Below are 26,171 nucleotides of genomic sequence, written 5' to 3'. Positions count from 1 at the left end.
TAGATTTATTTCCTGCTTTACCGGAAGCGGGGGCTCTCTAGTACTCTCGTCCCGAAAAATAACCCCAATTGAGAAACCTATGCGCACACCCTTACAATTTAATTATCGACATGAGGTTCTATCGACTTCCAGGACATATCTTTCAAATTCAATCAAGGAGGCGGTGCCTGAATGATCTACCAGTAGTCTATCAATCATGTATTGACTACATAGTTTCTTCCTTTTTTCCTCACCCGAGATTCTACCCTATGACCGAATCAAGACCTTAATAGAATAGGAGAATGATAATGAAAAAGCTGAACGTAAAACCGCTTCTGGTCGGATCGATCGCAGCCTCTATGATTGCGGGCTCGATGTTCCAAGTGGAAGCCAAAGGCGTTCCTACGAAGGACGTCAATCCTAAACAGTCAACCGTTGATGTGAAAGCCAGCATAAAAGGGGAGCATACCATCACCCTCATAACCGGAGATGTAGTGAAAGTCTCTACGTTAAACAATGGAAAACAAATCATCAATGTCGAGCCGGCAGATAAAAACGGTGATGGTGTCAGGGTGATGACGATCAAAGATGAAACATTCGTCTTTCCGAACTCTGCGATGCCTTATATGTCAGCGGGTAAGCTGGATGAAGATTTGTTTAACATTACAAAATTGATCGAGTATGGGTATGATGACAAAAACACAGATGCTGTACCGGTCATTGTCGAATACAAAGAAATGAAAGCGAAATCGATCAACGCTGCACCAAAGGGGTCTAAGAAAGTACGGGAATTGGAAAGTATCCACGGAGCCGCACTGTCAGCAGAGAAAAAGCAGGCTGAGGTTTTCTGGAATGACGTGACGGTTAAAAGTGCTGAAAAGCAAGCAACGTCACAATTCGAAAAAGGTGTAGATAAGATCTGGCTGGACGGTCGCGTTGAAGCAGCCCTTGATCAGAGTGTACCGCAAATAGGTGCGGATCAGGCTTGGGAGCAAGGATATACCGGTGAAGGGGTCAAGGTGGCGGTACTGGATACCGGGATTGACTCGGAACATCCGGATATCACAGGTCAAATCGACGAGGCAGTGAGTTTCGTTCCCGGTGAAGAAGTGAAGGATGTCCATGGCCATGGAACCCATGTGGCCTCAACGGTTCTTGGGACGGGGGCTGGTGACGGGAAACATAAAGGGGTCGCCCCGGATGCCCGTTTACTGGTAGGAAAAGTATTGAGCGATGAAGGATTTGGACAGGATTCCTGGATCATCGATGGAATGGAATGGGCATCGGAAAATGCAAAGATCGTCAATATGAGTCTTGGAAGCGATATGCCGAGTGACGGGACGGATCCGATGGCGGAAGCGGTCAATCAATTGACCGAGGAAAATGGGACATTATTTGTTATCGCCGCAGGAAATAGAGGCGGTGAAGGGACAATCGGTTCACCGGGAGCAGCGGATTCGGCATTGACGGTCGGGGCCGTTGATAAGAATGATCAGCTCGCATGGTTTTCCTCGAAAGGTCCCCGCTATGGCGATATGGGTCTGAAACCTGATTTGTCTGCCCCTGGTGTGGATATCGTAGCTGCCCGTTCTCAGTATTCAAGTGGAGAGGGATTATATAAAAGCATGAACGGAACATCCATGGCCACTCCACATGTAGCCGGGGCCGCAGCGATCCTTTCAGGGAAGCATCCGGAATGGGATGGGAAAACCCTGAAGCAGGTGCTGATGAACACAACGAAAAAGCTCGACGATTATGCACCCTATCAGGTTGGAACCGGTAGAGTCGATGTTCCTGCAGCACTGGACACAAAAGTAAGAGCCACGGAATCCGTTTCTTTCGGATTTTTCAAATGGCCACATGATCAGGCTGCGCCAGTTGAAAAGGTGATCACGTATACGAACGAGAGTGATCAGGATATCAGTCTTGAGCTGGAAGCGACTTTCACCAATGGGGAGGGCGAAGAAGCTCCAGAAGGCATGCTGAATCTTGAACAAGAAAAGGTTACAGTCCCGGCTGGTGGGACAGTTGACGTAAAGGTGACGCTGGATTCGACTCTCGGGGAAGCAGGGTCGCGCTATCAAGGGTTCCTGAGAGCGAAGGAAGATGGAAAAGAGCTCATCAGCACAACGATGGCCATGGTCAAGGAGGAAGAACGCTATCCACTGACCTTGAAGGCAACCGATCGTGACGGATCGAAGGGGCTTGCTTATGTCGTCTTATTCAGTGAGAAGATGGAACCGGAAGCGGTGGCCGTAGATGGGACACTTGAACTTCGATTGCCTCCTGGCACGTATTCCGCCATGTCCCTTATGGATGTTGATGCAGAAACAGATCATGCTGGTGTTGCTCTTGTCGGGAATCCGGAAGTGAAACTTGACGGACCGAAAACCGTTGAACTTGATGCACGTAAAGCCAAGGAAATCAAAGCAGTCGTTCCAAAGAAAGCCGAAGCGAACTATAAGCGTCTGGAATATCATCAAACCATCGGAGACATGCCGATGACAAGTCTTTACTTAATGCCTGTCTGGATTGATAAGATGTATGCCGTACCGACTAAAGAAGTGAAGAGTGGGTATTTTGAGCAGCTGACACGCTGGCGTCTGACAGAGCCGACCTTGACAATTGATTTTAAAGGGAAAGAATTGGATGATATCCCACTGGCGGGAAGTACGTTGTTAGATGGGAAGTATAATATGTCCACAGTCTATGCGGGTAAAGGGAGCGCTGCTGACTTTGACCGCCTCAAAGCAAAAGGAAAAGCTGTGGTGGTCGATCGTAATGCAGAAGTGAGCGTGTCCCAGCAAGCGACGAATGCTGCTGAAGCAGGGGCAAAGCTTGTAATCATTGTGAACAATGAGGACAAAGAGTTCAGTGTATATGCGGGAACTCCTGACTATACCGATAATCCGGTAGCCGTTGCTGGTATCAGTAAGAGTGAAGGGGATAAGCTCGTGAAAGCAGTACGTTCTGGAAATATAAAATTAAAGGTGGAAGGGACGGTCGATTCTCCTTACCTTTATGATTTAATGGATGTACATGAAGGCTCGATTCCAAAGGATCTGACCTATGCACCTAAAGGGAAGCAATTAGCGAAAATCGAAACAAATTATACTTCACCTGTTGAAACGGATGGCGGGGAGTTCCGATATGATCTGCGCCCTCACACGATGAGAGCAATTGGATTCCTGCAAAAAGTGTCACTGCCAAGCGCCCGTACCGAATATGTATCGGCGACAGAAGATACAAGGTGGTATCATCAGGCAAACGTACTCGATGAGACCTGGCAGGTGAGACAACCGCTGATGACATATGATGGTGGAGAGAAAATCTCTGAGAACTGGTTCTCACCGGTCGTTCGTCCGAGTCTGGGAGAAGGATACTGGCCGCCGAGGAGACAGGGTAACTCGCTTCAGATCAATGTTCCTGCATGGGCTGACGGCGGGAAAGGGAACACCGGTGGTACGGAATGGGATGTCTCAAACCAAAACCAGACCACCCAGTTATACAAAGGGGATACCTTATTGAAAGAGGGTCAGGGACAGGCGCTGAACGTTTGGGACATCTTACCTCAAGAACGTACCCAATACCGATTCGTCACAGACGCCAAACGGGACGAAAATCGCTGGAACACCTCAACCCGTACCCATACAGAGTGGACCTTCTGGACAGAAGCGACTGAGAACTGGATGGAAGACCTTCCATTCCTGATCCTTGACTATAAGGTGGATACAGATGTAAACGGGGATGCACTTTCCAACCGTCCGACAAATCTGGAGCTATCCGTTGGTAAGGTTGAAGGTGCTATTGGTTATGGCGAGATAGATGGTTCTTCCCTGGAAGTGTCCTTTAACGAAGGGAAGTCTTGGAAGAAGGTGAAGCTTGAGCGTGACGGAGATACGTTCAAAGCGGTCATCAATAATCCTAAATATGCCAAGAGTGTATCATTGAAAGCAAGTGCCTGGGATGATAAGGGGAATAAAATCAGTCAGGAGATTGTGAAGGCTTATGGATTGAGATAGGTAGAATGGTAGGGGAGATGCCGGGATGGCATCTTCCTTTATTTTTATGAAACTATTATTAAGTTCACCCGTAGAAATAGAGGATATAATGGATGGAAATCTGTGAAAATAAGAAGGTGAAAGGATGAATAACCTATTTTTTCTGCCTATTGGGATTGGGGTATGGATTGAGAAAAGAGTAGGAACAGGAGTAAGAGGAATCATCGGGTATTTAATCATCTATATGATAATCACCTTCGGTTTCTCCCTCATAACAGATGGAATTGGAAGCACGTTCATCAATCGAATGTTTTATTTTTTTAATACTTATCTTTGTTTAGGGATGCTTTATGTGATCTTTCATTACTGGAAAAGAAATGAGAGGAACGACTGATAAAGATAAAACCAAAAATATTAGTCGGCAAATCCAAGGTCATGTCGATGGCGGAGGATTCGACAAAAAATCTCTGGCAAAGCTTCATGCCACACCGAAAGGCGATTTCCCATCGCATGGATGAAAAATTCTATAATATGAAGGTATTCGAACTAGGGTTCGATGTGAAGTAATTAGCACCGGGGACTCCTTTCATGAAGTGGGCAGCAGTAGAGGTCAAGTCATTTGGGAAAGAACCTTTAGAGATGGATACATACACGATGAAAGGTGGATTATACGCCAAATTCCTTCACCAAGGTCCCGCCATCATCTTCCATGAAACCCTGGAATACATCCACAAAGAGTGGATGCCGGCTTCAGAATATCAACTGGACGACCGAGAACACTTCGAACGCTTAGACGAACACTACAACCCAGCAAATCCCAATGCAGTCGAAGAGGTCTGGATCCCCATTAAGAGAGGGACGGACCTCTGATTTTAAGGCAAAACCCAATAGGGACGGACCTTCATTTGCAAAAATGAAGGTCCGTCCCTTTATAATTGGTTCAGCTTCTTTCCTATATGATTAAAGTAGTCGATCATGAAGGGATGGAATTCTTTGGCGGTTCGGGTGAAGTGTCTTCGTTTGGACCAGCCGAGGCCGATGGTGCGCACGCAGGTCGGGCTTTTGATCCGGATTTTGTGGGGAAATGGTGTCTGGCGGTTCATCCATGAGATGGCAGGGATGAAGGCGATGCCGAGACCTTGCCTGACGAGGTCACCTATGACGCCTGGTTCATCTCCTTCGAAGGAAATCACGGGTGAGAATCCCGCCTGCAAACAGATCTCATCTGTCAGGTTCCTGAGTCCGTAGCCTGTATTCATGCTGATGAACAGTTCATCCTTCACCTCGATCAAATCGATTTCATCTCTGTCTTCCAACCAGTGACCAGGAGGGACGATAAGGAAGATTTCCTCTGTCATCAACGGCTCCCACACGATATCTTCATCATCTTCCAAGGGGATGGAAGAAATGCAGTAATCCACTTCGCCATTTTTTAACTGCTCTTTCATTTCAGACATCGAGTGGACGAATTGCTGAAATCGGACGTGGGGATTTTCCTTCAAGAACGACCCGACCAGATCCGGTAGCACCCTTGGGATCGTGACGGCCATTCGGATGGTATGTTCCTCAAGGTTCATCGCTTCCCTGATTTCTCTTTTTCCTTCATAGATTTCCATGAATATGCTCTCTACCCGGTTAAGAAACAGTTCTCCAAACCGGTTCAGTTTGATCTGTCGGTGCTGTCTTTCGAATAAGGGAACCCCCAGGTCCTCTTCCAAACGGGCAATCGTTTTGCTGAGGGAGGGCTGGGCAATTCTTAGTTCCTCTGCAGCCCTGGTCATATGTTCCAGACGGGCAACGGTCTGAAAGTAGTGGAGCTGTTGTAGTTCCATAAGAACACTTCCTTTCATAGACTGAAAGCTATATATGTATAACTCATTATGTATTATACATTATCATTTTATCCACGTATGATAAATGGATGTAAATGAGTATAAGAAGGAGTTTGTTATGAAAGGATTCACATTATTATTACAAGATTTAAAAGCCATGGTCAGTCATAAGCACAGAAGAATCGCCCTCGGCTTTCTTCTTTTAGTTCCACTGATTTATTCGGGTTTATTCCTGTCAGGCTACTGGAATCCATACGGTAAACTTGAACAATTACCCGTTGCCATCGTCAATGAAGACGAAGGAAGCGTAATGGAGGATGAACCGATAGAGGCGGGGAAGGATTTTGTAAAGGAACTGAAAAAGTCAGAAGATCTAAACTTCAAGTTCGTTTCCGCTACTAAAGCCAATGAAGGTCTCAAAGAAGGGACGTACTACATGGTCGTGACCATCCCCAAAGACTTCTCGGAAAAGGTGAGTACCCTGATGGATGAACAACCCGAGCCTGCCGAACTACTTTACAAGGACAACCCTGGTAAAAACTTCGTCGCCTCGCAAATCAGTTCGAGTGCTACGGAAAAAATGAAGAGCAAGCTGTCTGATACGATTTCCAAATCCTATGCAGACGGCGTGTTTTCAAAGTTTGAGGAATTAGGGAAAGGATTAACGAAATCGAGTGATGGAGCGAACCGATTGCATGAAGGGATCGCAGATGAGAAAGCAGGAATGAACAAGTTTGCAGCCGGAATCGACTCACTTGGAGAAGGTTCACTCAATCTTCAAGCAGGTAGTGAAAAACTATCAGCCGGCGCGGGTTCCTTTGAAAGTGGACTTCATCATCTCAATTCAAGTTCAGCTCAGCTTGCCGGCGGGATGAAGAACCTGTCACAAGCCGGAGAGAAAATGAATAATGGCACCGAACAACTGGCGAGTCAAACGAAGCAGCTTGCAGGTGCAGAGAATAAGCTTACACAACAGCAAACGGAAGCGAGGCAAGAGGCAGAAGAGCTGAAAAACGAGCTTCAAGCCTATCAGGAATCCCATCCAGAGGTGAAAAATGACCCTGAATTCGCAACGATTCAATCACAGGCGGAAAAATTGTCAGCCTCCACCTCGGAGCTTGAAAATGAACAAGTGAAACTCCATCAACAATCAGAACAGCTTGCCGGAGGACAAAGTAAGCTGCATGCAGGGTTTACCCAATTGGCAGACAAACTGAACCATGCATCCAACGGAGCTTCTGAATTAGCGTCCGGAACATCCACGCTCTCTTCTGGCTTCGCTGATTGGAACAAAGGCTTCACAACCCTGACTGCGGGAATCGACCGCTTAACCAACGGAACGGACAAGCTTTCTTCAGGAGTCGGCGCTTTGAATGAAGGATTGACAAACCTGGAAGCAGGCTCAGGAGAATTATCATCGAAACTCAGCGATGCTGCAGAAAAAACGTCAGCAGTACATTCAACGGATGAGTTATCGTCCATGTTCTCAGACCCCGTCCATCTTGTGAAATCCAATGTGTCCAAGGTTCCGAACTATGGAACAGGGATTGCTCCCTATTTCTTGTCATTGGCGCTATACGTAGGAGGAATCATGGCAGCGAATATCCTGCCACTCGCTAGACGCAATGATCTTCGCGTAAATGGAACGACCCATTTCATCAATAAACTAGGATTGGTGTTTTTCATCGGGGCCATTCAGGCACTCATTGTCGACGGGGTCCTATTGTTTGGATTCCATTTAGAGGTCGTGAATATACCGCTGTTTATCCTATCAAGTGTCATCGTTTCCTTTACGTTCATGACGTTTATCTTCATGCTGATCACCGTGTTCGGTTTTGTTGGGAAGTTTCTGGCCGTCACCTTCCTTGTCCTGCAATTGGCGACATGCGGAGGGACCTTCCCAAGAGACTTAAATACACCGATATTGCGCATCATTGGGGAGAACTTACCGATGGCGCACTCATTAAGTAGCTTCCAGGAAGTCATTACCCTCGGGGACTTCACTCAGCTGACGCACCAGCTGTGGATCCTGTTTGCTTATTTGGCTGTCGCCGGTGGGATCGCCTGGTTTACCACCCATATGCAGCATTCGAAAACCGCTGAAGCCGCGGAATGATCATAAAAATGCCTGCCCCCGATCAAAAGGGGGGCAGGCATTTTTTGTTAGGATAAGGCACCCATGACATATCTCTTCGTTACATCCTGATAAAATCCGGCCTGGACTGTCAATACGGATACCATCATGACATTGAGGACTTTGGTGAGGTTTTCCTCTGCAATCCCGTGAAACGTTGCCAGCATAGCGCGGCACTCATCTTTGATGAATCCATCGATATGCTCGTTCACTGAACCATCCGCCGTTTTGATGGAAGGGAGGGACTGGTGGTGGATCTGATCGAAAATGGACGCATAGGCAAGATAAAGATCCGTGGGATTGACGATGTCATCGGTTCGGTCTTCAATATTATTGAACACAAGAGTCAGGATCTTACGAATGGATTCAAAATCAAGTGTTGCTTTCAGGTCTTCGACGATGAATAACATGGCAGCCTGTTCGGTGGTGTATTTTTTACCGAGTTGTGGGGACCCGATCAACCCTCTTACATCCCGTTTCACCCAGTTCTGGACGGTGCTTTGGGGGAAATTGGTGAATTCGATCAGGTTTCCCAGGGAGACGATCTCTTTGAGGGAAAAGCCGATGTCGCCTTTGGCTGGTTTAAGGATTTTTCGGATGATGGGTGGACGCTCGCCTTCTTGAATGGAGTCCGGCCAAATTTCCCCGATCACCCCATGTGGATTCCTGCCCGCAGTGCCGTTCAGAGAGAGCAGCAGTTCGGCCATATTTTTGCGTGTCAGTTTAAACGTTTCCATCGTGATTACCCCGTCTCTTTAGCAAATATCTTCTTCTATACTACTGGTTAGGTGAAGTCTCGTCAATTTCACCTTTTGCTTGTATTTTGAATAGGAAGGATTTATAATAGTATCAGATACAGGTTCATTTGAACTTGAAATAGGAGTGAGGAAAAAGATGGGGAAACGAATATTTTATTTCCTGTTAACGAACGTTTTAGTACTGCTGACGATTAGCATCATTTTTTCCGTCACAGGAGCGGGGAACTACATCACGGCTTCAGGCGGATTAGATTTAGGGGCACTGCTCGTATTCAGTGCGATCATCGGTTTTTCCGGATCGTTCATCTCTTTAGCGATGTCACGCTGGATGGCGAAGAGGATGATGGGTGTCCAGGTATTGAATCCGGATGGCGCATTATCATCTGAGGAACGTGCCGTTGTCGAGAAAGTCCACCGTCTATCAAGGGCGGCAGGGCTTACACACATGCCGGAAGTGGGAATCTATCACTCTCCCGAAGTGAATGCATTTGCTACAGGTCCTTCTAAGAAACGCTCGCTTGTTGCCGTTTCGACTGGATTGCTTCGTGAAATGGATGATGATGCGGTTGAAGGCGTCATTGCCCATGAAGTGGCCCACGTTGCGAACGGGGATATGGTGACGATGACCCTGCTACAAGGTGTGGTCAATACATTCGTTGTCTTCCTCGCACGGATCGCCGCATGGATTGCGTCCCGATTCGCAAGGGAAGAAATGGCACCGATCGTGCATTTCATTGCCGTGATTGTATTCCAAATCGTCTTCTCGATCTTGGGAAGTCTCGTTGTCTTCGCTTATTCCCGTCATCGTGAGTATCACGCAGATAGAGGCGGAGCGGATCTTGCCGGTAAGGATAAGATGGTCCATGCCCTGCAGATGCTGAAAGCTTACTCAAGCCGGATGAAGGGGGAAGACGACACGGCGATTTCTACGTTGAAAATCAATGGACGACGTAAATCGGCGATGTTCTCGACTCACCCGGATTTGGATGAGCGGATCAGCCGTTTGCAGGCGAAATAATAGAAGATATAAAGGTGTCTGACTCCGTTAAGGGGAGTCGGGCACTTTTTTTTTATGGATTCTTATCAGTATCCCGAACCATCTCTTCCCTGTCCTTTACATCACATTAACATTATTTCAGAATAGTTTTACGTTTGGTTAATCTCCTGTTTACTTTGGTTCCCTATGATGAGGGTGTAATACAAAAGAAAACAAAAATGATTCAAAACTAGGAGGAGACATCCATGAAGAAGAATGCATTGTTGAAGGTATTAACTGTAGGGGTGACTTCCGCTTTCCTTATGGCGGGCTGTTCTGGAAATGATAACGCAGAAGGAAGCAAGATCGATACTAGTAATCTATCATTGGATCAAATAGAAAAGAAGGCAAAAGAAGAAGGGGAAGTGAACTCAGTCGGAATGCCTGATTCATGGGCAAACTGGGGACAGACTTGGAAGGATATCATGGAGAAATATGATATCAAGCATACAGATACAGACATGTCGAGTGCCGAAGAGCTTGCGAAGTTTGAAACAGGAAATGTCGATGTAGGAGATGTCGGTGTGGCATTCGGCCCTCTTGCTGAAGAGAAAGAATTGACGCTTCCATATAAACCGACGCACTGGGATGAAATCCCCGATTGGGCGAAAGACGACAATGGAGACTGGGTGGTCGGCTATACCGGCACCATGGCTTTCATTATCGATAAAAATAACGTGAAGAATCCTCCATCTTCATGGAGTGACCTCCTAGAGGGTGACTATAAGGTGGATGTAGGTGACGTGATGAAAGCCAATCAGGCTCAATTCGCTGTCCTCGCAGCAGCATTTGCAAACGGTGGAGACGAGAAGAATATTGAACCGGGAATCGAATTCTTCCAAAAGCTCGCAAAACAGAAACGCCTGCAGACGACGGATCCATCCTTGACGTCTCTTGAAAAAGGGGAGACTGATGTCGCGATTGTGTGGGATTTCAACGCACTGAACTATCGTGACCAAATTAATAAAGACCGGTTTGAAGTCGTGATTCCATCTGATTCATCTGTCGTGTCGGGATATGCGAATGTCATCAATAAAAAGGCCAAGGATCCACACGCAGCAATGCTGACACGTGAATATATCCTATCTGATGAAGGACAGGCAAATCTTGCCCGTGGTTACGCACGACCGATTCGTGAAGATGTGGAGCTGCCAGAAGATGCGAAAGCAAAGCTTCTTCCTGATAGCATGTATAAGAATGTACGACCGGTAGAGGATGCAGACGCATGGGAAAAGGCAACGAAAGCCCTACCGCAAAAATGGCAGGAAGAAGTGTTGGTCCATGTCAACTAACGATAAGCTGATCTTTATCATGATCGACGGTCTCCGTTTTGACACGGCTGTAGATAATATGGGATATCTCCATCATCTGGTGGAGAAGGGACAGGCTTCACGATTCAAGGTGATTTCCGAGGTGCCGAGCATGTCCCGGCCCCTGTACGAGGTTTTGTTGACAGGGACACCTCCTTACCAAAACGGCATCACGTCCAATCAGATTGTACGTGGTTCAAAGGAAGAGAGTATCTTTCATCTGACAAGTAAAAATGGATTGAAGAATGCAACGGCAAGTTATCATTGGGTAAGTGAGCTCTATCATTCTGCTCCATTCAACCCAATGACGGACCGTATCAAGCTTGACGGGAATGGCACGATTCAAAACGGGATCTTCTATTGGGAGGATCACTATCCCGATACTCATCTATTTGCCGATGCAAACTATATGAAAATAACAAAAGATCCTGATTTTCTCTATATTCACAGCATGAATGTAGATGATGACGGACACAAATATACGGCAGACTCCGCCGGTTACAGGAATCGTGTGATCGCCGTGGACGTCATGCTTGCGTCCATTCTTCCTGACTGGATCGCGGAAGGATATCAAATCATCATTTCTGCCGATCATGGAATGAACAAGGATGGTCAGCATGGAGGGACGACGAAGGAAGATCGGGAAGTCCCGTTATTCGTCATCAGTTCGAAACTCGAAGCGGGAATCTATGAAGAAGAAGTCCCACAGCTTCAGATCGCTCCATTGGTTTGCAAACTATTAAACATTCAAGCGTCACCTGCCATGCAGGCGTTAACGATTCCAGACCTCATGTAGGTCATATAGTCCCAATCAGGGTGATGGGTAACGGCCTTGTCATCCTGAGCACAGGGACAATGGTGTAAAAGGAGTGAACACTCATGAAAAAGAGGACATCCGGTATTATTTTGACAATGGTTCCTTTGTTGGCCTTTATTCTATTATTCTTACTCGTTCCTTTCATTTCAATGATTCATGCAAGCTTTACAAAAGGTGGGCAAACATCTTTCACTATTGAAAACTACCTGGAGATTTTTACGAATCCCTATTATTATAAATCGTTTGAAAACAGTATTATCATTTCAGTCTCATCCACAGTGGTAGCGATTATCCTTGCGCTCTTTGCTGCATATGCCATTACGTTTTTTCATAAAAAGACTCAGGACCGGATTTTAGTACTTGCAAATTTAACTTCTAATTTCGCAGGGATTCCATTGTCCTTTGCCTTTATTGTCTTATTGGGAAATAGCGGTGTGTTTACGATTTTAGCGCAGAAATTGGATGTGGCTTTGTTGAATCATTTTAATCTGTATTCCTGGACAGGCCTCATTCTAATCTATATTTACTTCCAATTGCCCCTGGCCGTCATGCTCATGTTCCCTGCATTCCATGGCATCAAGGAGCAGTGGAGGGAATCGGCTTATCTTCTCGGTGCATCACCGCTTACGTTCTGGAAGCGAATCGGGATTCCGATCCTGCTGCCGAGCGTCGCGGGTACAGCGAGCATACTGTTTGCGAATTCAATGGGAGCCTATGCCTCTGCCTATGCCCTGACAGGAAGCACGTATAATCTGGCTACCATCAGGATCGGGGCCTTGATATCTGGGGATATCTTTGCCCAACCTGAACTTGGAAGCGCCCTTGCCGTGTTATTGGGTGTGACGCTGATTGTCGCGATGCTGATTAATGAATGGCTCACGAGAAAAGTAAGGAGGGATGTCGGATGAAAAAAAGTCGTGTATCGTTCATCCCCCTGGTCGTAGTGTTTCTTTATCTTATCGTTCCGCTTTTAGCGACGTTCCTATATTCGATTTCGACTAAGTGGAATCAAACCGTTCTGCCAGAAGGAATCACATTCAAGTGGTACACAGAGTTATTCAGTGACGGAGCATTCACTTCAGCCGTCCTGCGTTCCCTAATGCTCTCAGGAGGAGCCACGGTACTCTCAGCACTATTCATGGTGCCTGCGATATTCGCCATTGTCGTCTATGCCCCACGTTTGGAAAAAGGGCTGCAGGCACTGGTGCTCCTCACTTATGCCATGCCGGGAGTCATTATGGCAGTAGGGCTGTTAAGGGCGTATTCGAAAGCGGGAGTGCCCATGGTCCTGGTGACGATCGGTGCCTATTTCATCGGAATCATGCCCTATATGTATCAAGGAACACGAAATAGTCTCAGAAATATTCATGCCGTCTCCCTGATGGAATCGGCTGAACTTCTGGGGGCTACTAAAATCACGGCCTTCAGAAAAATCATCGTACCCAATATCATGACGGGGATCCTGGTATCGGCCCTCCTTTCATTCTCGATACTGTTCGGGGAATTCGTCCTGGCGAATTTATTGATCGGTGGAAGTTATGAAACGGTACAGATTTACTTGTATCAGCAATTAAAGAAAAGTGGCCACTTCTCCAGTGCCATCGTCGTCTGTTATTTCGTGTTCATCAGCATCCTATCAAGCCTGGTTGTGAAATTTGCCCAGCGTAAAAAGGAGTCGTTCTAACATGAGCTTTATCACATTGAATCAAATCCAAAAATCCTTTGAAGGCCAGACGGTCATTCAAGAAATGAACCTTGAAATCAAGAAAGGGGAGCTTGTGACGTTCCTGGGTCCAAGTGGCTGCGGGAAAAGTACTCTCCTCAGGATGATCGCAGGTCTTGTCACTCCTGAAGAAGGCTCCATTCTGATCGATGGAAGAGATGTGACCAATGTCTCGCCGAAGGACAGAGGAGTAGGAATGGTGTTTCAATCGTATGCCTTGTTTCCCAATATGAATGTGTACGAAAATGTCGCCTTTGGATTAAAGATGAAGAAAATGGAGAAGGGCGAAATTCATGAAAAAGTGATGAGTATGATCGAACTGGTAGGATTGACAGGGAAAGAAAAAGCATATCCCCATGAGTTATCAGGTGGGCAGCAGCAGAGGGTGGCTCTTGCGAGAAGTGTTGTCGTCGAGCCGAAAGTCCTCTTGTTGGATGAACCCCTGAGTGCCCTTGATGCCCAAATCCGAAAGAATCTTCAAAAGCTATTACGTTCAATTCAGCAGAGACTGGGCATTACGATGATTCTTGTGACCCACGATCAGGAAGAAGCCATGGTTGTGAGTGATCGAATTGTGCTTCTGAATAATGGCCAAATGGTTCAGAACGGCCATCCTCATGACATCTATATGAATCCTGCTACAGAGTTCGCCGCACGATTCATAGGACATTATAACGTACTTGATGCACATGATTTAAGAACCTTGTTCGGCCAGACTCTTAAGGCAGACGGCATGTATGCCATTCGGCCGGAAGCGTTTCAAAGAACTGAATCCGGTCCCTTCTATGCCATAACAGCCGTGGTGAAAGATGTGGCAGTATTAGGTAACATCGTCCGCTATTCAATGGAGTCGAACTCTGTGCCTTTTTCTGCCGACTTGCTTCAGCAACGGGAGTCTGGATTGTCTCCAGGAAGTGAAGTCACTCTATATATTTTAAAAGAGGATGTGATTCCACTGACATGAGTGCATTTGCATCGGACCGGCACAAATTAATAGAAGACATCCTTCAAGAGGATGAGAAAATATACGTCACACAATTAGCAGAAAAAATGAGGGTGACGCCTGAAACCATTCGAAAGGATCTGGCGTTTCTAGAAAAAGAAAACCGCCTTACCCGAGTCCATGGAGGAGCGGTGAAATACGTCCCTGTCGTTCAAGAGCCGTTGTTCCGGAAAAAGATGAATGTCCAGCTGGAGGCGAAACGGAGGATTGGTAAACTTGCCTCCCGTTATATTCAGGACGGGGATACCATCATGCTTGATGTTGGCACCACCACCTATCAACTGGCAAATGCTCTTGCCGGGCTTCAGCGTTTGACAATCGTCACCAATTCCCTGGCTGCAGCGGAAATCATCAATAAGAGTCTTGAGGCTAAGGTCTTTGACGGGAAGCTTGTCATGCTTGGCGGGTTGAGCAATCCTGAACAAAAATCCGTATCGGGGGCCATGACGATTCAAATGCTCCGTCATTTTCAATTTGACAAAGTGTTTCTGTCTTGTGGAGGGGTCACGATGACAGATATATTCGATTACGATTTGGAAGAATCTCTTGTGTCTGAAACCGTCATGAATCAGGGAAGGGAAATCTATCTGCTGGTTGATTCCACCAAGTTGAACCAGACCTCCTTTTGCAGAATCGGTCCAATGGAAAAACTTGACTATGTGGTATGTGATGCACCGATGCCAAGGGAATGGCAAAAGAGTAAACAGCGTACGTTGAAAAAATGGATTTCACCATAAGGAGGAAACCTCATGAGTGTCGATTATCATGTACATCTGGAAGAAGGGCCTTATTCATTTCGATGGCTGGAACGTACGAGCCGGGCACTTCAGCATTTTTATCCTGTAAGTGAAGGGAGCCATCATAGAAGCTGGATTCAATCCAGCTATAAGCTTCTTAATGAGCGGTTGGAAAAAGGCCCATATTCATCCGAGTGGCTGGATTTATACTTACAGAAAGCCAAGGAACGAAGCCTGAAAGAAGTAGGTATTGTCGATCATTTATATCGTTTCAGGGAAACCAGAGACTACTTCGAGAAGCACATGGATATAGGTGAAACGGACCTGGGAAGAAAACAATACCGTTGGTTGAATCAGGTCATGACCGAACACATGGGGGACTTTGTCGACTTCATAGAAAGTCAAAAACAGAAGTGGGCAGAGCATGGCATTAAGCTGAAGCTTGGGATGGAAGCTGACTACTTTCCTGGCTGCCATAATCAGTTGAAGGAATTGCTATCGGCTCATAGATGGGATTATGTGATTGGTTCGGTTCACTTTGTGGATGGGTGGGGATTTGATAACCCTGAAGCCATAGACCGATTTGAACACTATGAATTAGTAGATTTGTATGGCCGCTTCTTCCAGATTGTTGAAGAAGCCATCCGTAGCGGCTTATTTGACTTCGTCGCCCACCTCGACAATCTGAAAGTCTTCAATTTCAGACCCCATGAAGAAATTCTTTTGCCCCATTACGAGAAGATTGCACGTGCATTGGTGGATACGAATACAGCGACAGAAGTGAATGCCGGGTTATTTTATCGCTACCCTATTAAAGAGATGTGCCCGAGCCCGAACTTTTTACAAGTTCTTATTGAAGCAGGTGTGAAGTTCACGACCTCTTCTGATTCCCACTTCCCCGATGATATCGGGCGTTATGTAAATGAAAACACAGAGCGGTTAAAGGCATTGGGGGTTCACCAGATTGCGACATTCTAAGTCATAGAATTGCTTTTTTATAGTTTAATCGTTTATGTGCCTGTCTCCGTTAGTGGGGACAGGCGCCTTTTTATGTTTACTCATGAAAATGATAAACATTCCTCTACGAAATGATTCTATTCTTTTCCCCTCGCCGTGACCATTTGTACAAGCTGTGAATATTTTACTAGTAAAGGAGGATACAAAATATGGTAAAAGCTAGTGATTATTTAATAGCATTGGATGATGGTCACGGTCTTGGGACAGCTGGGAAACGGACGCCTTATATTCCGTCCATTGGAAGGCAGATCCGGGAAAACGAGTTCAATGAGAAAGTGACCTTGTTTTTAAAATTAGAATTGGAGAGATGCGGATTCCGGACGCTGTTAACAGCTCCGACGGATGCAGATACTCCGCTTCAGGCGAGAACCGATGCCGCGAATTCCATGGGGGCGGATGCATTGGTTTCCAATCACTACAATGCATTCGATGGGAAGTTTGATGGCCCTGGGAAGGATGCAGAAGGGCATTCGCTCCATGTATATTTCAATGATGCAATGGACCGAAAACTTGCAGAGAATATCGCGAAGTACTTGAAACAGGGGACGAAGCAGGTGTACCGGGGGATCATTGAGCAGAATCTTCATATGACGAGGGAGTTCGATGGCCCGGCGGTACTTGTCGAGAATGGCTTCATGGATAATGAGAGGGAAGCGCTGCTCATGATCAACGAGGATTTTCAGCGTGAGACGGCTAGGGAGCAGGCACTGGGAGTGTGTGATTTCTTTGGGGTGCGTTATGTGGCTGCAGGTAACGGTGGAACCGTCGGGTCACCTCCCGTTTCCGGTGGGACAAGCACCGGAAATGTTGTCGGCAAACGTGTTGAAAGTATTTACAAAGGTGCGGAAGGTCTTGACTTCTACAGCCGGCCGACCTTCGATGATACCTACCGTGCAGGTAAATTGAAGTACGGGTATGGATTTCCGACGATTGTCCGGAAGCTGAAGGTGGAAGGTGCGGATATGTATGAAGTCATGAACTCCAGGGGCTATGTGTTTTATGTGACGGCATCGCCGAAATATGTGAAGGTGGAAGGATCCGGACAGCAGGGGGGCATAGCCTCACCGCCGCCTGCAACAGGAGGGCCGATTGCCATTGGGGAAATCACCATCATAGGAGTCGCCAATGCCGCCATCATACAAGATCGTCCGGATCGCTTGACCTCAAAAGATCTGGGTACCATCAGAAAAGGCCGTACCCTTCCCGTCACGGGATCGGTCAGAGGGAAAAACAGCAGTTCAGGCTATTGGGAAGTCGTCTACAACGGAAGACGAGCCTATGTCACCGGAGAATTTGGACGTTACAGAGCCTATTAGTTTGTTCCTATCAAAGAGGAGCCTTGCATGCAAGGCTCCTTCTTTGTGCTAGTTGCCCCCTATATCCCTGTTGCATTCCGCCTCCATTTTTAATAAAGTATAGAGTTAGAGAGCAAGTTGAAGGAGGACGTAGAAATTGTCGAATATCAAACCAGAAACGATGGTTGCCACTATAGAAGAGTTAGATCAAAAAGGGTCGGGACAGGCTGTGATCTGGCGTGAAAATGAGCTTGGGAATCCGAAGAAGCTGCGACTCACCATCCCTCAGACCTTGATCGGGGAAAAGGTGAAGGTGACGGTCGATCAGCCGGACCGCAGAAGACGTAAGGCAATGGCGGATGAAATCCTGGAGGCGAACCCAGAGCGCATCGCACCTCCCTGCCCTCATTTTGAACGCTGCGGCGGCTGTGTGTGGCAGCATTGGGACTACGAAGGTCAGCTGAAGCACAAGACCGATCATGTAAAGGAAGCTTTAATAGGTCAGGGCTTTGATCCCGCACTCGTACGAGATACGATCGGGATGGACAACCCATGGCGTTACCGCAATAAGATGGAGTTTACGTTCTCGCCTGAAGGAGAGCTGGGGCTGCATGAACAGGGGAATTTCCGAAAGATCATTTCTCTTGAAACGTGTCTGATCGCGAGTGAAGAAATGGTGGAAGCGACGATGGAAGTTGCCGATTGGGCGAAGGATCATGACCTGCAGGGGTATGACAAGGATAAGCATGAAGGATTATTGCGCCACTTGATGGTCCGCCAATCGTTTGCGACAGGTGAATTGATGCTTGCCTTGTTCGCAACCGAGGCACCTGAAGCCCATTCTGAAGCCGTTGCCGATTTAAAGAAACGTGTCGGAGAGAAATTTCCTCACGTGAAGAGTCTATTATGGCTTGAAAACACGGCATGGGCAGACCGTACCCAGGCAGAGGAGATCCACCTGCTTTCGGGACGTGATTTCATCTATGACGAAATGGACGGCTACCGCTTCCGCCTATGGTTCGATACGTTCTTCCAGACGAATCCTACTCAGGCACAGAAGCTTGTGGATCTGGCGGTTGAGATGAGTCAGCCGAAGAAAACGGAGAAGATGATCGATCTTTTCTGTGGAGTAGGGACGTTCTCTCTTCCATTTGCAAGCAAAGTAGGGGAGCTTGCTGGTATCGAAATCGTGGAAAGCTCCATTGAATCGGCGAAACGGAATGCAGATGATAACGGAATCTCTAATACTACATTCCTCGCAAAGGATGCACGAAAAGGAATCGACCAGATGCTTGAAACGTTCGGTCATCCACAGCTGTTGATGCTTGATCCGCCGCGTTCCGGTGCCGGCGGGAAAGTGATGAGAAGGATCGGTCGCGCGAAGCCGGAGCGGATCGTGTACGTTTCATGCAATCCGGATACATTCGCAACGGATATTAAGGAGCTTGAGCCATTCGGCTACACCCTTGAGGCGGTTCAACCTGTAGACCTGTTCCCTCATACAGTACATGTGGAATGTGTCGCCACATTGACATTGAATTCATAAGCGGGAAGGACTGTAGACTCCCCTTATCAACCAAACACCCGACCCAATGTGGGCCGGGTGTTTTTTGATGGTCCTTATTATCTGAAAATATAGTAAGAGGGACGGACCTCCATGCTACATTCGAATGGAGGTCCGTCCCTCTATTTTTCATTTGATCGGCCTTGATTTTTTGAATACGTCTGTCAGGTTCCATTTTACGTCATTGCCGCTTGGGTCAGAAATGTTGACGATGGGCGCGACCTTAATGATGCCGGTTACTGTTCTTTCTTTGTACTTGAAATCTGTCCGGCCGATGGTGGCAGCGATGTTTTCTCCCCATAATCCGTATTTTTCCTGGATCTTTGATTTTTGGATAGCGGGATTGAAGAGGACCTCCATTTTGTAGCGTTTATCAGGGTTGACCCGTTCCACTTTGATCTGGAATTTCCCTTTTTCGTCCACTACCCCGGTACTTTCGGTGGCATACTCCATGTCTTCTTCCCCCTGCCAGTTGATCACCCTTGCATACGATTCATGGTCCCCGTATTCCTTGAGGCCGGCAAAGATGATGGAGTCTTTAGGAAGGTTGCTTTGTCCATCCACCACAAGTTCATTATCCTGAAGGAGTACGGTCCCGGTCAATTCAATCCTGACCCCGGAAGGAGCTTCCTGTTTTGGAGGAAGTTCCGTGGCCATTTCAACACGGCATCCGGTCAGGAATATGAGAGTGAAAAAAATAAGTAGAAGCCGATTCCTCAATGGAATTCCTCCCTTGACCGGTTTGTGAACGTAAACGGATCCTCAAGGTATGTTGGTGTTTCCGACTTATTGGAAGGCTTCTTATCCTTCGAGACAGGAAGCATATCTTCAAGGAGGACTTCTTTTAAATACCTGGTCACTTCATTGATACAGAAAATCGAAACGGCAAAGAAAGCGAGAGGGGTCAACACGAGCCACGTATGGAGGAAGACCATCTGAATATTGATGCTCATGGTCGCCGCCCATTCATTTGTGTAAGAGAAATATTCAGGAATGGGCTCGGTGATCCCGAAGTTCGCTATTTTCAAACCACCCAAACAGATATGAAGAACCCCGATTTGAATAAGTAGATAAAGGGTTTGCGAGATTTGTTCCGAGAACATGACGAGGGCATGACGGCTGAATTGTGGACGTAAATGCCGCCTGATGATATAAAATCTGCTCGCCCCAATCTGTCTGGAAACGCTAATGAAATCATTCTTCAAGTACTCTCTCATTTCTTCCCCGATATACATCCCCAGTGAAGGAATCACAATAATGGCAATCACCCCAATTTCGATGATCAGAAATTGAAACGAATACATAGCCCCTGACTCAAATGCAAGCTGAAGTGGGCTTAGGAGGACGAAGGCAATGATCGCTAAGGGGATGAAGTTGAACGTATCCCCGATTCCTTTGATCATCTGTCTCATCCAATCGGGAAGAAAAGCATACATGATACCGAACAAGAATCCCCCGACCATACGGAGGAGGGCGATGGCGATAGCCGAAAGCAACGTGTATTTCGCACCTGAAAGGAGCAGATAAAATAAATTCCGTCCCAGTTTATCACTTCCCAAAGGGGCCATTTCTTCCCTTGAATATGGAGGATCTGCAATCAATCTTCCGTCCTCGTCTTTTAAAAACGACGGACCGGGCTCAAGGAGTTCCGGATAGACTGCAGGCACGATGAAGCTGGCTGAGAGCAGAATCAGGAGAAAACCAAGTGGAAGCCAAAAACGGAATGATTTAAGAATGATCATGAACTGACCTCCCCGCCTGACAGCCATTTCTTAAGCAATACGGATCCCAAAGTAAATACAATGAAAAAAGGTATGTAAATCATCAGCATACCGATAAAAAAGGCACTCGGCGTATTGCTTGACACATCCAGAAGCACATTCATAAATCCATTAATGTTAAAGAGAATCTCGATGATCAACAGATTGGAAAGCATGAGAAGAAAAATCGGTTTGATATGATAATAAAAGTGGATCCAAACGTTCCGGAATAAATGAACCCAGATTGTATAGGCCTTTGAAAATCCTTTCGAATAGGAATACTCTACATACGGTTTTTCTTCTTCTTCCCGGAGCTGAAATAAAAATTGCTTTGTCAAAAAGGCAACCGGCATGATAGCAAGACAAATGATCGGGAGAAGGTAGATTTTTTCATCCCCAAGGGTATAGATTTCAAACAGCAGGATGTCCGTTTTCTTAAAGAACCAGACGATGAATAGCTGGATGAATACAATGATCATGACGTCCGGAAGGGAATCCAGTGAATCGAGTAAGCGAAAGCAAACCCGGTAAACCTTCCTGGGCAAAAACATAAACAAGTAGCTTATTAGGGAAGACATGCCGGCAGCAAGGAAAAAGGCAAGCAGCAGGAGCGAGAACGAATAGCCGAACAGTTGGAAGAACAAAGGGTAAATCGGATAGCTCTTATAGTCCATCGGATCGCCGACTCTGATGATGATGGATCCGGGTTGGAGGATTTCACGGGCCATTTCCTGAATGGTTTGGAGATACTTCCCCAGCATGATGACCAATTCAGTATCGTATGCAAGGAGAGAACCTGCAGCGCTGAAAAGGAATAGACCGATACATGTGAGTATGAATTGAATGGGGAGACTGACGATAGATAATCTTCTCAGTTGACACACCTCCAATGTCTTTTAGAAATAGTATAACGTCGCGTTACAAAAATTTCAAAATAATTTTAATTTTTACAATTATGTTAATTTACTGGGTGAACAACCTTTGTATAGTAATCCGCACCGATGAAAATCCTATCTGTAGTAGATACAGACGAAAGGATGGTTGAATGAAGGACGAGCATTTATTGACTCAGACGGTAGCCCATCACCAACAGAAGAAGCAGGAGAAAAGGGAAGGGACCAAGCTCAGCTGGTGGCAGCTGTCCCTGATTGGGATTGGGTCCGTCATCGGAGCGGGATTCTTTCTCGGAACGGGGTTATCCATCAAGACGGCCGGCCCGTCCATACTCATCGATTATATGATTGCAGGAGTGACCGCTTACTTCGTATTCAGTGCCCTGGCGGAAATGATCACGAATGATCCACAAAAGGGGACGTTCAGGATTTATGCGAAGAAGGCATTCGGACATTCATTCGGGTTTGTCTCAGGGTGGATGTACTGGCTATCGGGTATCCTGATTATGTCCAGTGAAATCGTGGCTTTATCGACGTTCACACAGTTTTGGTTTCCCCACGTCCCGTTATGGACCTTTTCCATTCTTTACGCCGTCTTGGGTTTTGGCATCAATCTACTGGGAGCAAGTAATTTCGGGAAGATCGAATCGGTATTTGCCGTGATCAAATTGTCGACCTTGCTTATATTCATCCTTTTCGGTGCCCTGCTTTTATTTCATATCATCACGCCATCCGAGCTTCAATCTGCCAGAAATGCCGGTATTTCTCCTTTTATGCCAATGGGTATCAAGGGAACATGGGCGGCTTTGATCTTCGTGTTTTTTTCATTTGGGGGCATTGCCGTTCTCGGTATCGCTTCGAATGAACTGCGTGATAAGAAAGATGTCCCGAAAGCGGGCAAGGGCACGTTGTTTTCCCTGGTGACGGTGTATGTTCTTTCCTTGTTCTTTGTCATGAGCATGGTGTCATGGACCAAGATCAACGAGTCAGAAAGCCCGTTTGTAACGGCGCTCTCGGCGTATCACATCCCGTTCCTTGATTCGATTTTCAATATTATCATCATCAGTGCTGCCTTCTCGACGATGGTCGGTGCCTTATTCTCCATAACGAATGTGATGATTTCCCTGGCTGTCGATGGAGATGCGCCGAAAGGATTAGCTAAAAAAAATGATCGGGGTGTGGCAGTGAAATCCTTGATGATTACAGCGGTCGGGCTCGGGATATCGATTCTGTTTTCCTTTCTCCTTCCCAATGAAGTGTATGAATATATCACCACTGCAGCGGGAGTCATGTTGATCTTGAACTGGGGAATCATCCTTGTATCCCATATTAAGCTCCATCCTTCCTATGATGCAGCGAATGGAAAGTTTAAGATGGTTGGATATCCCTTTACCTCCTACCTCGGGATCGCTTTGATCCTACTGGCGATTTCAGGTGCCATGGTCCACGCGAATCAACGGATTGGGTTATTCATCTCATTGGGATTGATCCTTGTGATTTACCTTTCGTATTGGGGTGTTTTCCGCAGAGGCCATAAAGGACATTAGGGGGAAAGAAAGGTATAATGGAAGGGAGATAAAACGAAACTTCACCAAAAAATCATAGAACATGTCTATGGTTTTTTGTTTTATTTATTGAAAAGGAGGAGAGGACGATGATGGAAAAGAAAGCAGGTTGGAATCTGGAAAACAGTTATAAAAGCCTTCCTGGAACATTTTTCACCCTTCAGGTTCCTGAACCTGTTCGTGCACCAAAGCTGATGGTTCTAAATGAAAAGGTTGCTGAGTCCCTGGGGCTCGATGCCGAAAAAATTGGAGCGGATGTCCTATCGGGCAATGAAATCCCTGAAGGAGCCGAGTCCCTTGCCCAAGCCTATGCGGGCCATCAGTTCGGTCATTTCAATATGCTCGGTGATGGACGGGCTGTACTGATTGGCGAGCAAATCACACCGGAGGGAAAACGATTCGATATTCAGCTTAAAGGGGGAGGAAGAACCCCTTATTCCCGGGGAGGGGACGGTCGGGCAGGACTCGGTCCCATGCTCCGGGAGCACATCATCAGTGAAGCCATGCACGGACTTGGGATTCCGACTACCAGGAGTCTGGGGGTAGTGACAACGGGTGAGCCCATTTACCGGGAAACGGAACAAGAGGGTGCGATCCTGACAAGGGTGGCGGCCAGTCATCTCCGCGTCGGGACGTTCCAGTTTGCTTCAAGGTTCGGGGAGGTGGATGATCTCCGTGCCCTGGCAGATTATACCCTGGAGCGCCATTATCCAGAGGGAAAGGATGCTCCAAACCGCTACCTTTTCCTATTGAAAGAAGTCATCAAACGACAGGCAGCCCTGATAGCCAAGTGGCAGATGGTGGGCTTCATCCACGGTGTCATGAACACGGACAATATGACGATCAGCGGGGAAACGATTGATTACGGACCTTGTGCTTTCATGGATACGTATGACCCGAAAACGGTCTTTAGTTCCATCGATGTACAAGGGAGATATGCATACGGGAATCAGCCGCCGATCGCAGGATGGAACCTCGCCCGCTTTGCCGAAAGCCTGCTCCCGATCCTTCATCCTGAACAGGAAGAATCCCTCAAGCTTGCACAGGAGGCGGTTCTGGAGTTTCCGAAGTTGTATGAAGGACATTGGCTTGACGGCATGAGGGCCAAGCTTGGGATATTCAATGAAGAAGAAGGGGATCGCGCGTTGGCAGAAGAACTGCTGGATCTCATGCATAAGCATCAGTCCGACTTTACAAATACGTTCCGGAGCCTGACGTTGGGTCGTGAAAAGTCAGAAGGATTTAACACATCTGACTTTACGTCTTGGAAGGAACGTTGGAAAGAAAGGCTGAGCAGACAGGACGAGACGATGGAAGCGTCCAAGCAGCGGATGCGCACGAGTAATCCGTCGGTCATCCCGCGCAACCACAGGGTCGAAGAAGCCCTTAAGGCAGCAGTCGAAGAGGATGATCTCACTGTCATGAATGACTTGCTGGCAGTTCTGAAAGATCCGTACGCTTACTCTACCGACCAGGAAGAGTACTGCACGCTTCCAAGTCCGACGACCCGTCCTTACCGTACCTTTTGTGGAACGTAACGATAATGGGTTGAGGGTAGGATTTTCGGCAACACTATAACCAGGATAATGGAAAGGTGGAACGCTCATGAAGGCCGTTCAAGTTACAGGATATGGAGATGTCGACAAGCTCGAAGTCGCGGAGATTCCGGTCCCCGTCCCTCAAAAGGGGGAAGTCCTTGTCAAAGTAAAGGCGTGTGCCATTAACAACACTGAAATCTGGATGAGAGAAGGCGCCTATGGAACGGAAGAGAAGTCTGGGTGGCGGCCTGAAGGGGTCCAGTTTCCAAGGGTTCCCGGTTCGGATATCACAGGTGAAGTGGTAGAAGTGGGTGCGGATGTTTCTGAAACCATGCTGGGTAAAGATGTTGTTCTGTTCCCCTTCACTTCAAGCGGCGTGGAAGGAAGCGAACATATATCCGACGATATGTCATTCATCGGCTCCGAATATGACGGGGGATATGCTGAATACGTCGTCTGGCCTTCGGAACTTTGTTATGATATGCCTCTCTCCACATATGAAGAAAGTGCCGTGTTTTCCGTCAGCGGTTTGACGGCATGGCATATGGTGGAACAGATTAAGGCTCAGCCTTCGGAAACGATCGTCGTCACAGGTGCCAACGGCGGTGTAGGATCATTGAATGTTCAAATTGCTTCCAGGGTATTCGGAGCAAAGGTCATTGCCATAGTAGGAGACTTGGCTTTGGAAGACAGGATGAAAGAGCTTGGTGCCACACACGTATTGTCCTATAAGTCGGCAAATCTTGCCGGGGAAATACTTGATGTAAATGGAGGGCCTGTCGATTCCGTGTTGGATGTAGTAGGGGATGCACTATTCGAAACCTCCCTTGAAGTCTTGAAAAAAGGGGGAAAATTCTGTATATCCGGATCAGCCGGTGGTCAGAAAACACAACTCGACTTCAGAACCCTTTATTTAAAACATATCACGTTTTATGGGTCGGTGTTAGGGACAAGAGTAGAGTTCGAACGTATGCTTGATGCAATCTCTGAAGGGAAAATCAAGCCGGTCATTGATCGGACGTTCCCACTCGAGCAAGCCAGTGAAGCACAAACCTATTTTAAACATTCAGGAAAACTGGGGAAGATCGTCCTGCTTCCCTGATATACACGTGATAAAGCTCGGAGTCCTATGTGATTCCGGGCTATTTTTTACTGTGTTAAAGGATTGTACGGGGGCTAAGCCGAACTATACATATATAGACTTTAAAG

At 46.9% G+C, this 26,171-nt stretch carries 22 protein-coding genes; 17 read left to right on the top strand and 5 right to left on the bottom strand.

The genetic code is table 11. The features are described 5' to 3' along the window. Nucleotides 1-287: 287 nt before the first annotated feature. The 3 genes from N5C46_RS09070 (at nt 288) to N5C46_RS09060 (ending at nt 4,850) form a co-directional block, all read left to right on the top strand. The gene (locus tag N5C46_RS09070; RefSeq protein WP_261751775.1) at nt 288-4,001 is read left to right on the top strand and encodes a S8 family peptidase; all 3,714 of its coding nucleotides are present in this window, start codon (nt 288-290) and stop codon (nt 3,999-4,001) included. Between the two features lie 124 nt (nt 4,002-4,125). After that, nucleotides 4,126-4,374 carry a hypothetical protein gene (locus tag N5C46_RS09065; RefSeq protein ID WP_261751774.1) on the top strand — a complete coding sequence of 83 codons (249 nt, stop codon included), beginning with the start codon at nt 4,126-4,128 and terminating at the stop codon, nt 4,372-4,374. A gap of 194 nt (nt 4,375-4,568) precedes the next feature. Then, a complete protein-coding gene (locus N5C46_RS09060) occupies nt 4,569-4,850 on the top strand; it encodes a GyrI-like domain-containing protein (RefSeq protein WP_261751773.1) in 282 nt (93 codons plus the stop codon). 59 nt (nt 4,851-4,909) lie between these two features. Here N5C46_RS09060 and N5C46_RS09055 read toward each other — a convergent pair whose 3' ends face one another. Further along, entirely contained in the window at nt 4,910-5,812 is a 903-nt protein-coding gene (locus N5C46_RS09055; RefSeq protein WP_261751772.1) for a LysR family transcriptional regulator, read from the bottom strand. A gap of 118 nt (nt 5,813-5,930) precedes the next feature. On the opposite strand from N5C46_RS09055, the gene N5C46_RS09050 reads away from it, so the two are divergent. Then, a complete protein-coding gene (locus tag N5C46_RS09050; RefSeq protein WP_261751771.1) occupies nt 5,931-7,928 on the top strand; it encodes a YhgE/Pip domain-containing protein in 1,998 nt (665 codons plus the stop codon). A gap of 47 nt (nt 7,929-7,975) precedes the next feature. Here the strand turns inward: N5C46_RS09050 and N5C46_RS09045 are convergent, their stop codons facing one another. Beyond that, entirely contained in the window at nt 7,976-8,683 is a 708-nt protein-coding gene (locus tag N5C46_RS09045; RefSeq protein ID WP_261751770.1) for a DUF1836 domain-containing protein, read from the bottom strand. Nucleotides 8,684-8,840: 157 nt separating this feature from the next. Between N5C46_RS09045 and htpX the strand changes: the two genes are divergently transcribed. The 10 genes from htpX to rlmD all read left to right on the top strand — a co-directional run bounded on the left by htpX (nt 8,841) and on the right by rlmD (nt 19,188). Continuing rightward, nucleotides 8,841-9,722 (top strand): protease HtpX, encoded by an 882-nt coding sequence (gene htpX, locus N5C46_RS09040; RefSeq protein WP_229593269.1) that lies wholly within the window; start codon nt 8,841-8,843, stop codon nt 9,720-9,722. A 224-nt stretch (nt 9,723-9,946) separates the two neighbouring features. Then, nucleotides 9,947-11,032 carry an ABC transporter substrate-binding protein gene (locus N5C46_RS09035; RefSeq protein WP_261751769.1) on the top strand — a complete coding sequence of 362 codons (1,086 nt, stop codon included), beginning with the start codon at nt 9,947-9,949 and terminating at the stop codon, nt 11,030-11,032. After that, entirely contained in the window at nt 11,022-11,846 is an 825-nt protein-coding gene (locus N5C46_RS09030; RefSeq protein WP_261751768.1) for an alkaline phosphatase family protein, read from the top strand. Before N5C46_RS09035 ends, N5C46_RS09030 begins: the two co-directional genes overlap by 11 nt. 83 nt (nt 11,847-11,929) lie before the next feature. Next, the gene (locus N5C46_RS09025) at nt 11,930-12,775 is read left to right on the top strand and encodes an ABC transporter permease (protein WP_261751766.1); all 846 of its coding nucleotides are present in this window, start codon (nt 11,930-11,932) and stop codon (nt 12,773-12,775) included. Beyond that, nucleotides 12,772-13,551, top strand: coding sequence for an ABC transporter permease (locus N5C46_RS09020; RefSeq protein ID WP_261751765.1), 780 nt, complete (start codon nt 12,772-12,774; stop codon nt 13,549-13,551). Before N5C46_RS09025 ends, N5C46_RS09020 begins: the two co-directional genes overlap by 4 nt. Nucleotide 13,552: 1 nt before the next feature. Beyond that, nucleotides 13,553-14,554, top strand: a complete 1,002-nt coding sequence (locus tag N5C46_RS09015) for an ABC transporter ATP-binding protein (protein WP_261751764.1) — start codon at nt 13,553-13,555, stop codon at nt 14,552-14,554. Next, the gene (locus N5C46_RS09010; RefSeq protein WP_261751763.1) at nt 14,551-15,330 is read left to right on the top strand and encodes a DeoR/GlpR family DNA-binding transcription regulator; all 780 of its coding nucleotides are present in this window, start codon (nt 14,551-14,553) and stop codon (nt 15,328-15,330) included. The genes N5C46_RS09015 and N5C46_RS09010 overlap by 4 nt, the downstream gene beginning before the upstream one ends. 12 nt (nt 15,331-15,342) lie before the next feature. Continuing rightward, nucleotides 15,343-16,308, top strand: coding sequence for a histidinol phosphate phosphatase domain-containing protein (locus N5C46_RS09005; protein WP_261751762.1), 966 nt, complete (start codon nt 15,343-15,345; stop codon nt 16,306-16,308). A 188-nt stretch (nt 16,309-16,496) separates the two neighbouring features. Continuing rightward, nucleotides 16,497-17,663, top strand: coding sequence for an N-acetylmuramoyl-L-alanine amidase family protein (locus N5C46_RS09000; protein ID WP_261751761.1), 1,167 nt, complete (start codon nt 16,497-16,499; stop codon nt 17,661-17,663). A gap of 160 nt (nt 17,664-17,823) precedes the next feature. Beyond that, on the top strand, nt 17,824-19,188 hold the full coding sequence (rlmD, locus tag N5C46_RS08995) for a 23S rRNA (uracil(1939)-C(5))-methyltransferase RlmD (protein WP_406688037.1): 1,365 nt from the start codon (nt 17,824-17,826) through the stop codon (nt 19,186-19,188). A 147-nt stretch (nt 19,189-19,335) separates the two neighbouring features. On the opposite strand, the gene N5C46_RS08990 is transcribed toward rlmD, so the two are convergent. The 3 genes from N5C46_RS08990 to N5C46_RS08980 are packed head-to-tail and all read right to left on the bottom strand — an operon-like array spanning nt 19,336 to nt 21,850. Next, nucleotides 19,336-19,926: a hypothetical protein gene (locus tag N5C46_RS08990; RefSeq protein ID WP_261751759.1), complete on the bottom strand. Its 591-nt coding sequence runs from the start codon at nt 19,924-19,926 to the stop codon at nt 19,336-19,338. Further along, nucleotides 19,923-20,948, bottom strand: coding sequence for an ABC transporter permease subunit (locus N5C46_RS08985; RefSeq protein WP_261751758.1), 1,026 nt, complete (start codon nt 20,946-20,948; stop codon nt 19,923-19,925). The genes N5C46_RS08990 and N5C46_RS08985 overlap by 4 nt, the downstream gene beginning before the upstream one ends. Continuing rightward, nucleotides 20,945-21,850 carry an ABC transporter permease subunit gene (locus tag N5C46_RS08980; protein WP_261751757.1) on the bottom strand — a complete coding sequence of 302 codons (906 nt, stop codon included), beginning with the start codon at nt 21,848-21,850 and terminating at the stop codon, nt 20,945-20,947. The genes N5C46_RS08985 and N5C46_RS08980 overlap by 4 nt, the downstream gene beginning before the upstream one ends. A 161-nt stretch (nt 21,851-22,011) precedes the next feature. Between N5C46_RS08980 and N5C46_RS08975 the strand changes: the two genes are divergently transcribed. The 3 genes from N5C46_RS08975 to N5C46_RS08965 all read left to right on the top strand — a co-directional run bounded on the left by N5C46_RS08975 (nt 22,012) and on the right by N5C46_RS08965 (nt 26,064). Beyond that, nucleotides 22,012-23,406: an amino acid permease gene (locus N5C46_RS08975; protein ID WP_261751756.1), complete on the top strand. Its 1,395-nt coding sequence runs from the start codon at nt 22,012-22,014 to the stop codon at nt 23,404-23,406. Between the two features lie 107 nt (nt 23,407-23,513). Beyond that, nucleotides 23,514-24,962: a protein adenylyltransferase SelO gene (locus N5C46_RS08970; RefSeq protein ID WP_261751755.1), complete on the top strand. Its 1,449-nt coding sequence runs from the start codon at nt 23,514-23,516 to the stop codon at nt 24,960-24,962. 67 nt (nt 24,963-25,029) lie between these two features. Further along, entirely contained in the window at nt 25,030-26,064 is a 1,035-nt protein-coding gene (locus tag N5C46_RS08965) for a zinc-binding dehydrogenase (RefSeq protein WP_261751754.1), read from the top strand. The last annotated feature ends 107 nt before the right edge of the window (nt 26,065-26,171 follow it).

It is taken from the genome of Rossellomorea vietnamensis (genome assembly GCF_025398035.1).
In the GTDB taxonomy this organism is placed as follows: Bacteria; Bacillota; Bacilli; order Bacillales; family Bacillaceae_B; genus Rossellomorea; species Rossellomorea vietnamensis_B.
Note: the sequence above shows the minus strand (reverse complement) of the source record. Positions and strands in the feature narration are given on the sequence as shown.

What these genes read in the sequence shown, in the direction of transcription:
- N5C46_RS09070 (WP_261751775.1), top strand. Translation starts at nt 288, where the DNA reads ATGAAAAAGCTGAACGTAAAACCGCTTCTGGTCGGATCGATCGCAGCC.
- N5C46_RS09065 (WP_261751774.1), top strand. Translation starts at nt 4,126, where the DNA reads ATGAATAACCTATTTTTTCTGCCTATTGGGATTGGGGTATGGATTGAG.
- N5C46_RS09060 (WP_261751773.1), top strand. Translation starts at nt 4,569, where the DNA reads ATGAAGTGGGCAGCAGTAGAGGTCAAGTCATTTGGGAAAGAACCTTTA.
- N5C46_RS09055 (WP_261751772.1), bottom strand. Translation starts at nt 5,812, where the DNA reads ATGGAACTACAACAGCTCCACTACTTTCAGACCGTTGCCCGTCTGGAA.
- N5C46_RS09050 (WP_261751771.1), top strand. Translation starts at nt 5,931, where the DNA reads ATGAAAGGATTCACATTATTATTACAAGATTTAAAAGCCATGGTCAGT.
- N5C46_RS09045 (WP_261751770.1), bottom strand. Translation starts at nt 8,683, where the DNA reads ATGGAAACGTTTAAACTGACACGCAAAAATATGGCCGAACTGCTGCTC.
- htpX (WP_229593269.1), top strand. Translation starts at nt 8,841, where the DNA reads ATGGGGAAACGAATATTTTATTTCCTGTTAACGAACGTTTTAGTACTG.
- N5C46_RS09035 (WP_261751769.1), top strand. Translation starts at nt 9,947, where the DNA reads ATGAAGAAGAATGCATTGTTGAAGGTATTAACTGTAGGGGTGACTTCC.
- N5C46_RS09030 (WP_261751768.1), top strand. Translation starts at nt 11,022, where the DNA reads ATGTCAACTAACGATAAGCTGATCTTTATCATGATCGACGGTCTCCGT.
- N5C46_RS09025 (WP_261751766.1), top strand. Translation starts at nt 11,930, where the DNA reads ATGAAAAAGAGGACATCCGGTATTATTTTGACAATGGTTCCTTTGTTG.
- N5C46_RS09020 (WP_261751765.1), top strand. Translation starts at nt 12,772, where the DNA reads ATGAAAAAAAGTCGTGTATCGTTCATCCCCCTGGTCGTAGTGTTTCTT.
- N5C46_RS09015 (WP_261751764.1), top strand. Translation starts at nt 13,553, where the DNA reads ATGAGCTTTATCACATTGAATCAAATCCAAAAATCCTTTGAAGGCCAG.
- N5C46_RS09010 (WP_261751763.1), top strand. Translation starts at nt 14,551, where the DNA reads ATGAGTGCATTTGCATCGGACCGGCACAAATTAATAGAAGACATCCTT.
- N5C46_RS09005 (WP_261751762.1), top strand. Translation starts at nt 15,343, where the DNA reads ATGAGTGTCGATTATCATGTACATCTGGAAGAAGGGCCTTATTCATTT.
- N5C46_RS09000 (WP_261751761.1), top strand. Translation starts at nt 16,497, where the DNA reads ATGGTAAAAGCTAGTGATTATTTAATAGCATTGGATGATGGTCACGGT.
- rlmD (WP_406688037.1), top strand. Translation starts at nt 17,824, where the DNA reads ATGGTTGCCACTATAGAAGAGTTAGATCAAAAAGGGTCGGGACAGGCT.
- N5C46_RS08985 (WP_261751758.1), bottom strand. Translation starts at nt 20,948, where the DNA reads ATGATCATTCTTAAATCATTCCGTTTTTGGCTTCCACTTGGTTTTCTC.
- N5C46_RS08975 (WP_261751756.1), top strand. Translation starts at nt 22,012, where the DNA reads ATGAAGGACGAGCATTTATTGACTCAGACGGTAGCCCATCACCAACAG.
- N5C46_RS08970 (WP_261751755.1), top strand. Translation starts at nt 23,514, where the DNA reads ATGATGGAAAAGAAAGCAGGTTGGAATCTGGAAAACAGTTATAAAAGC.
- N5C46_RS08965 (WP_261751754.1), top strand. Translation starts at nt 25,030, where the DNA reads ATGAAGGCCGTTCAAGTTACAGGATATGGAGATGTCGACAAGCTCGAA.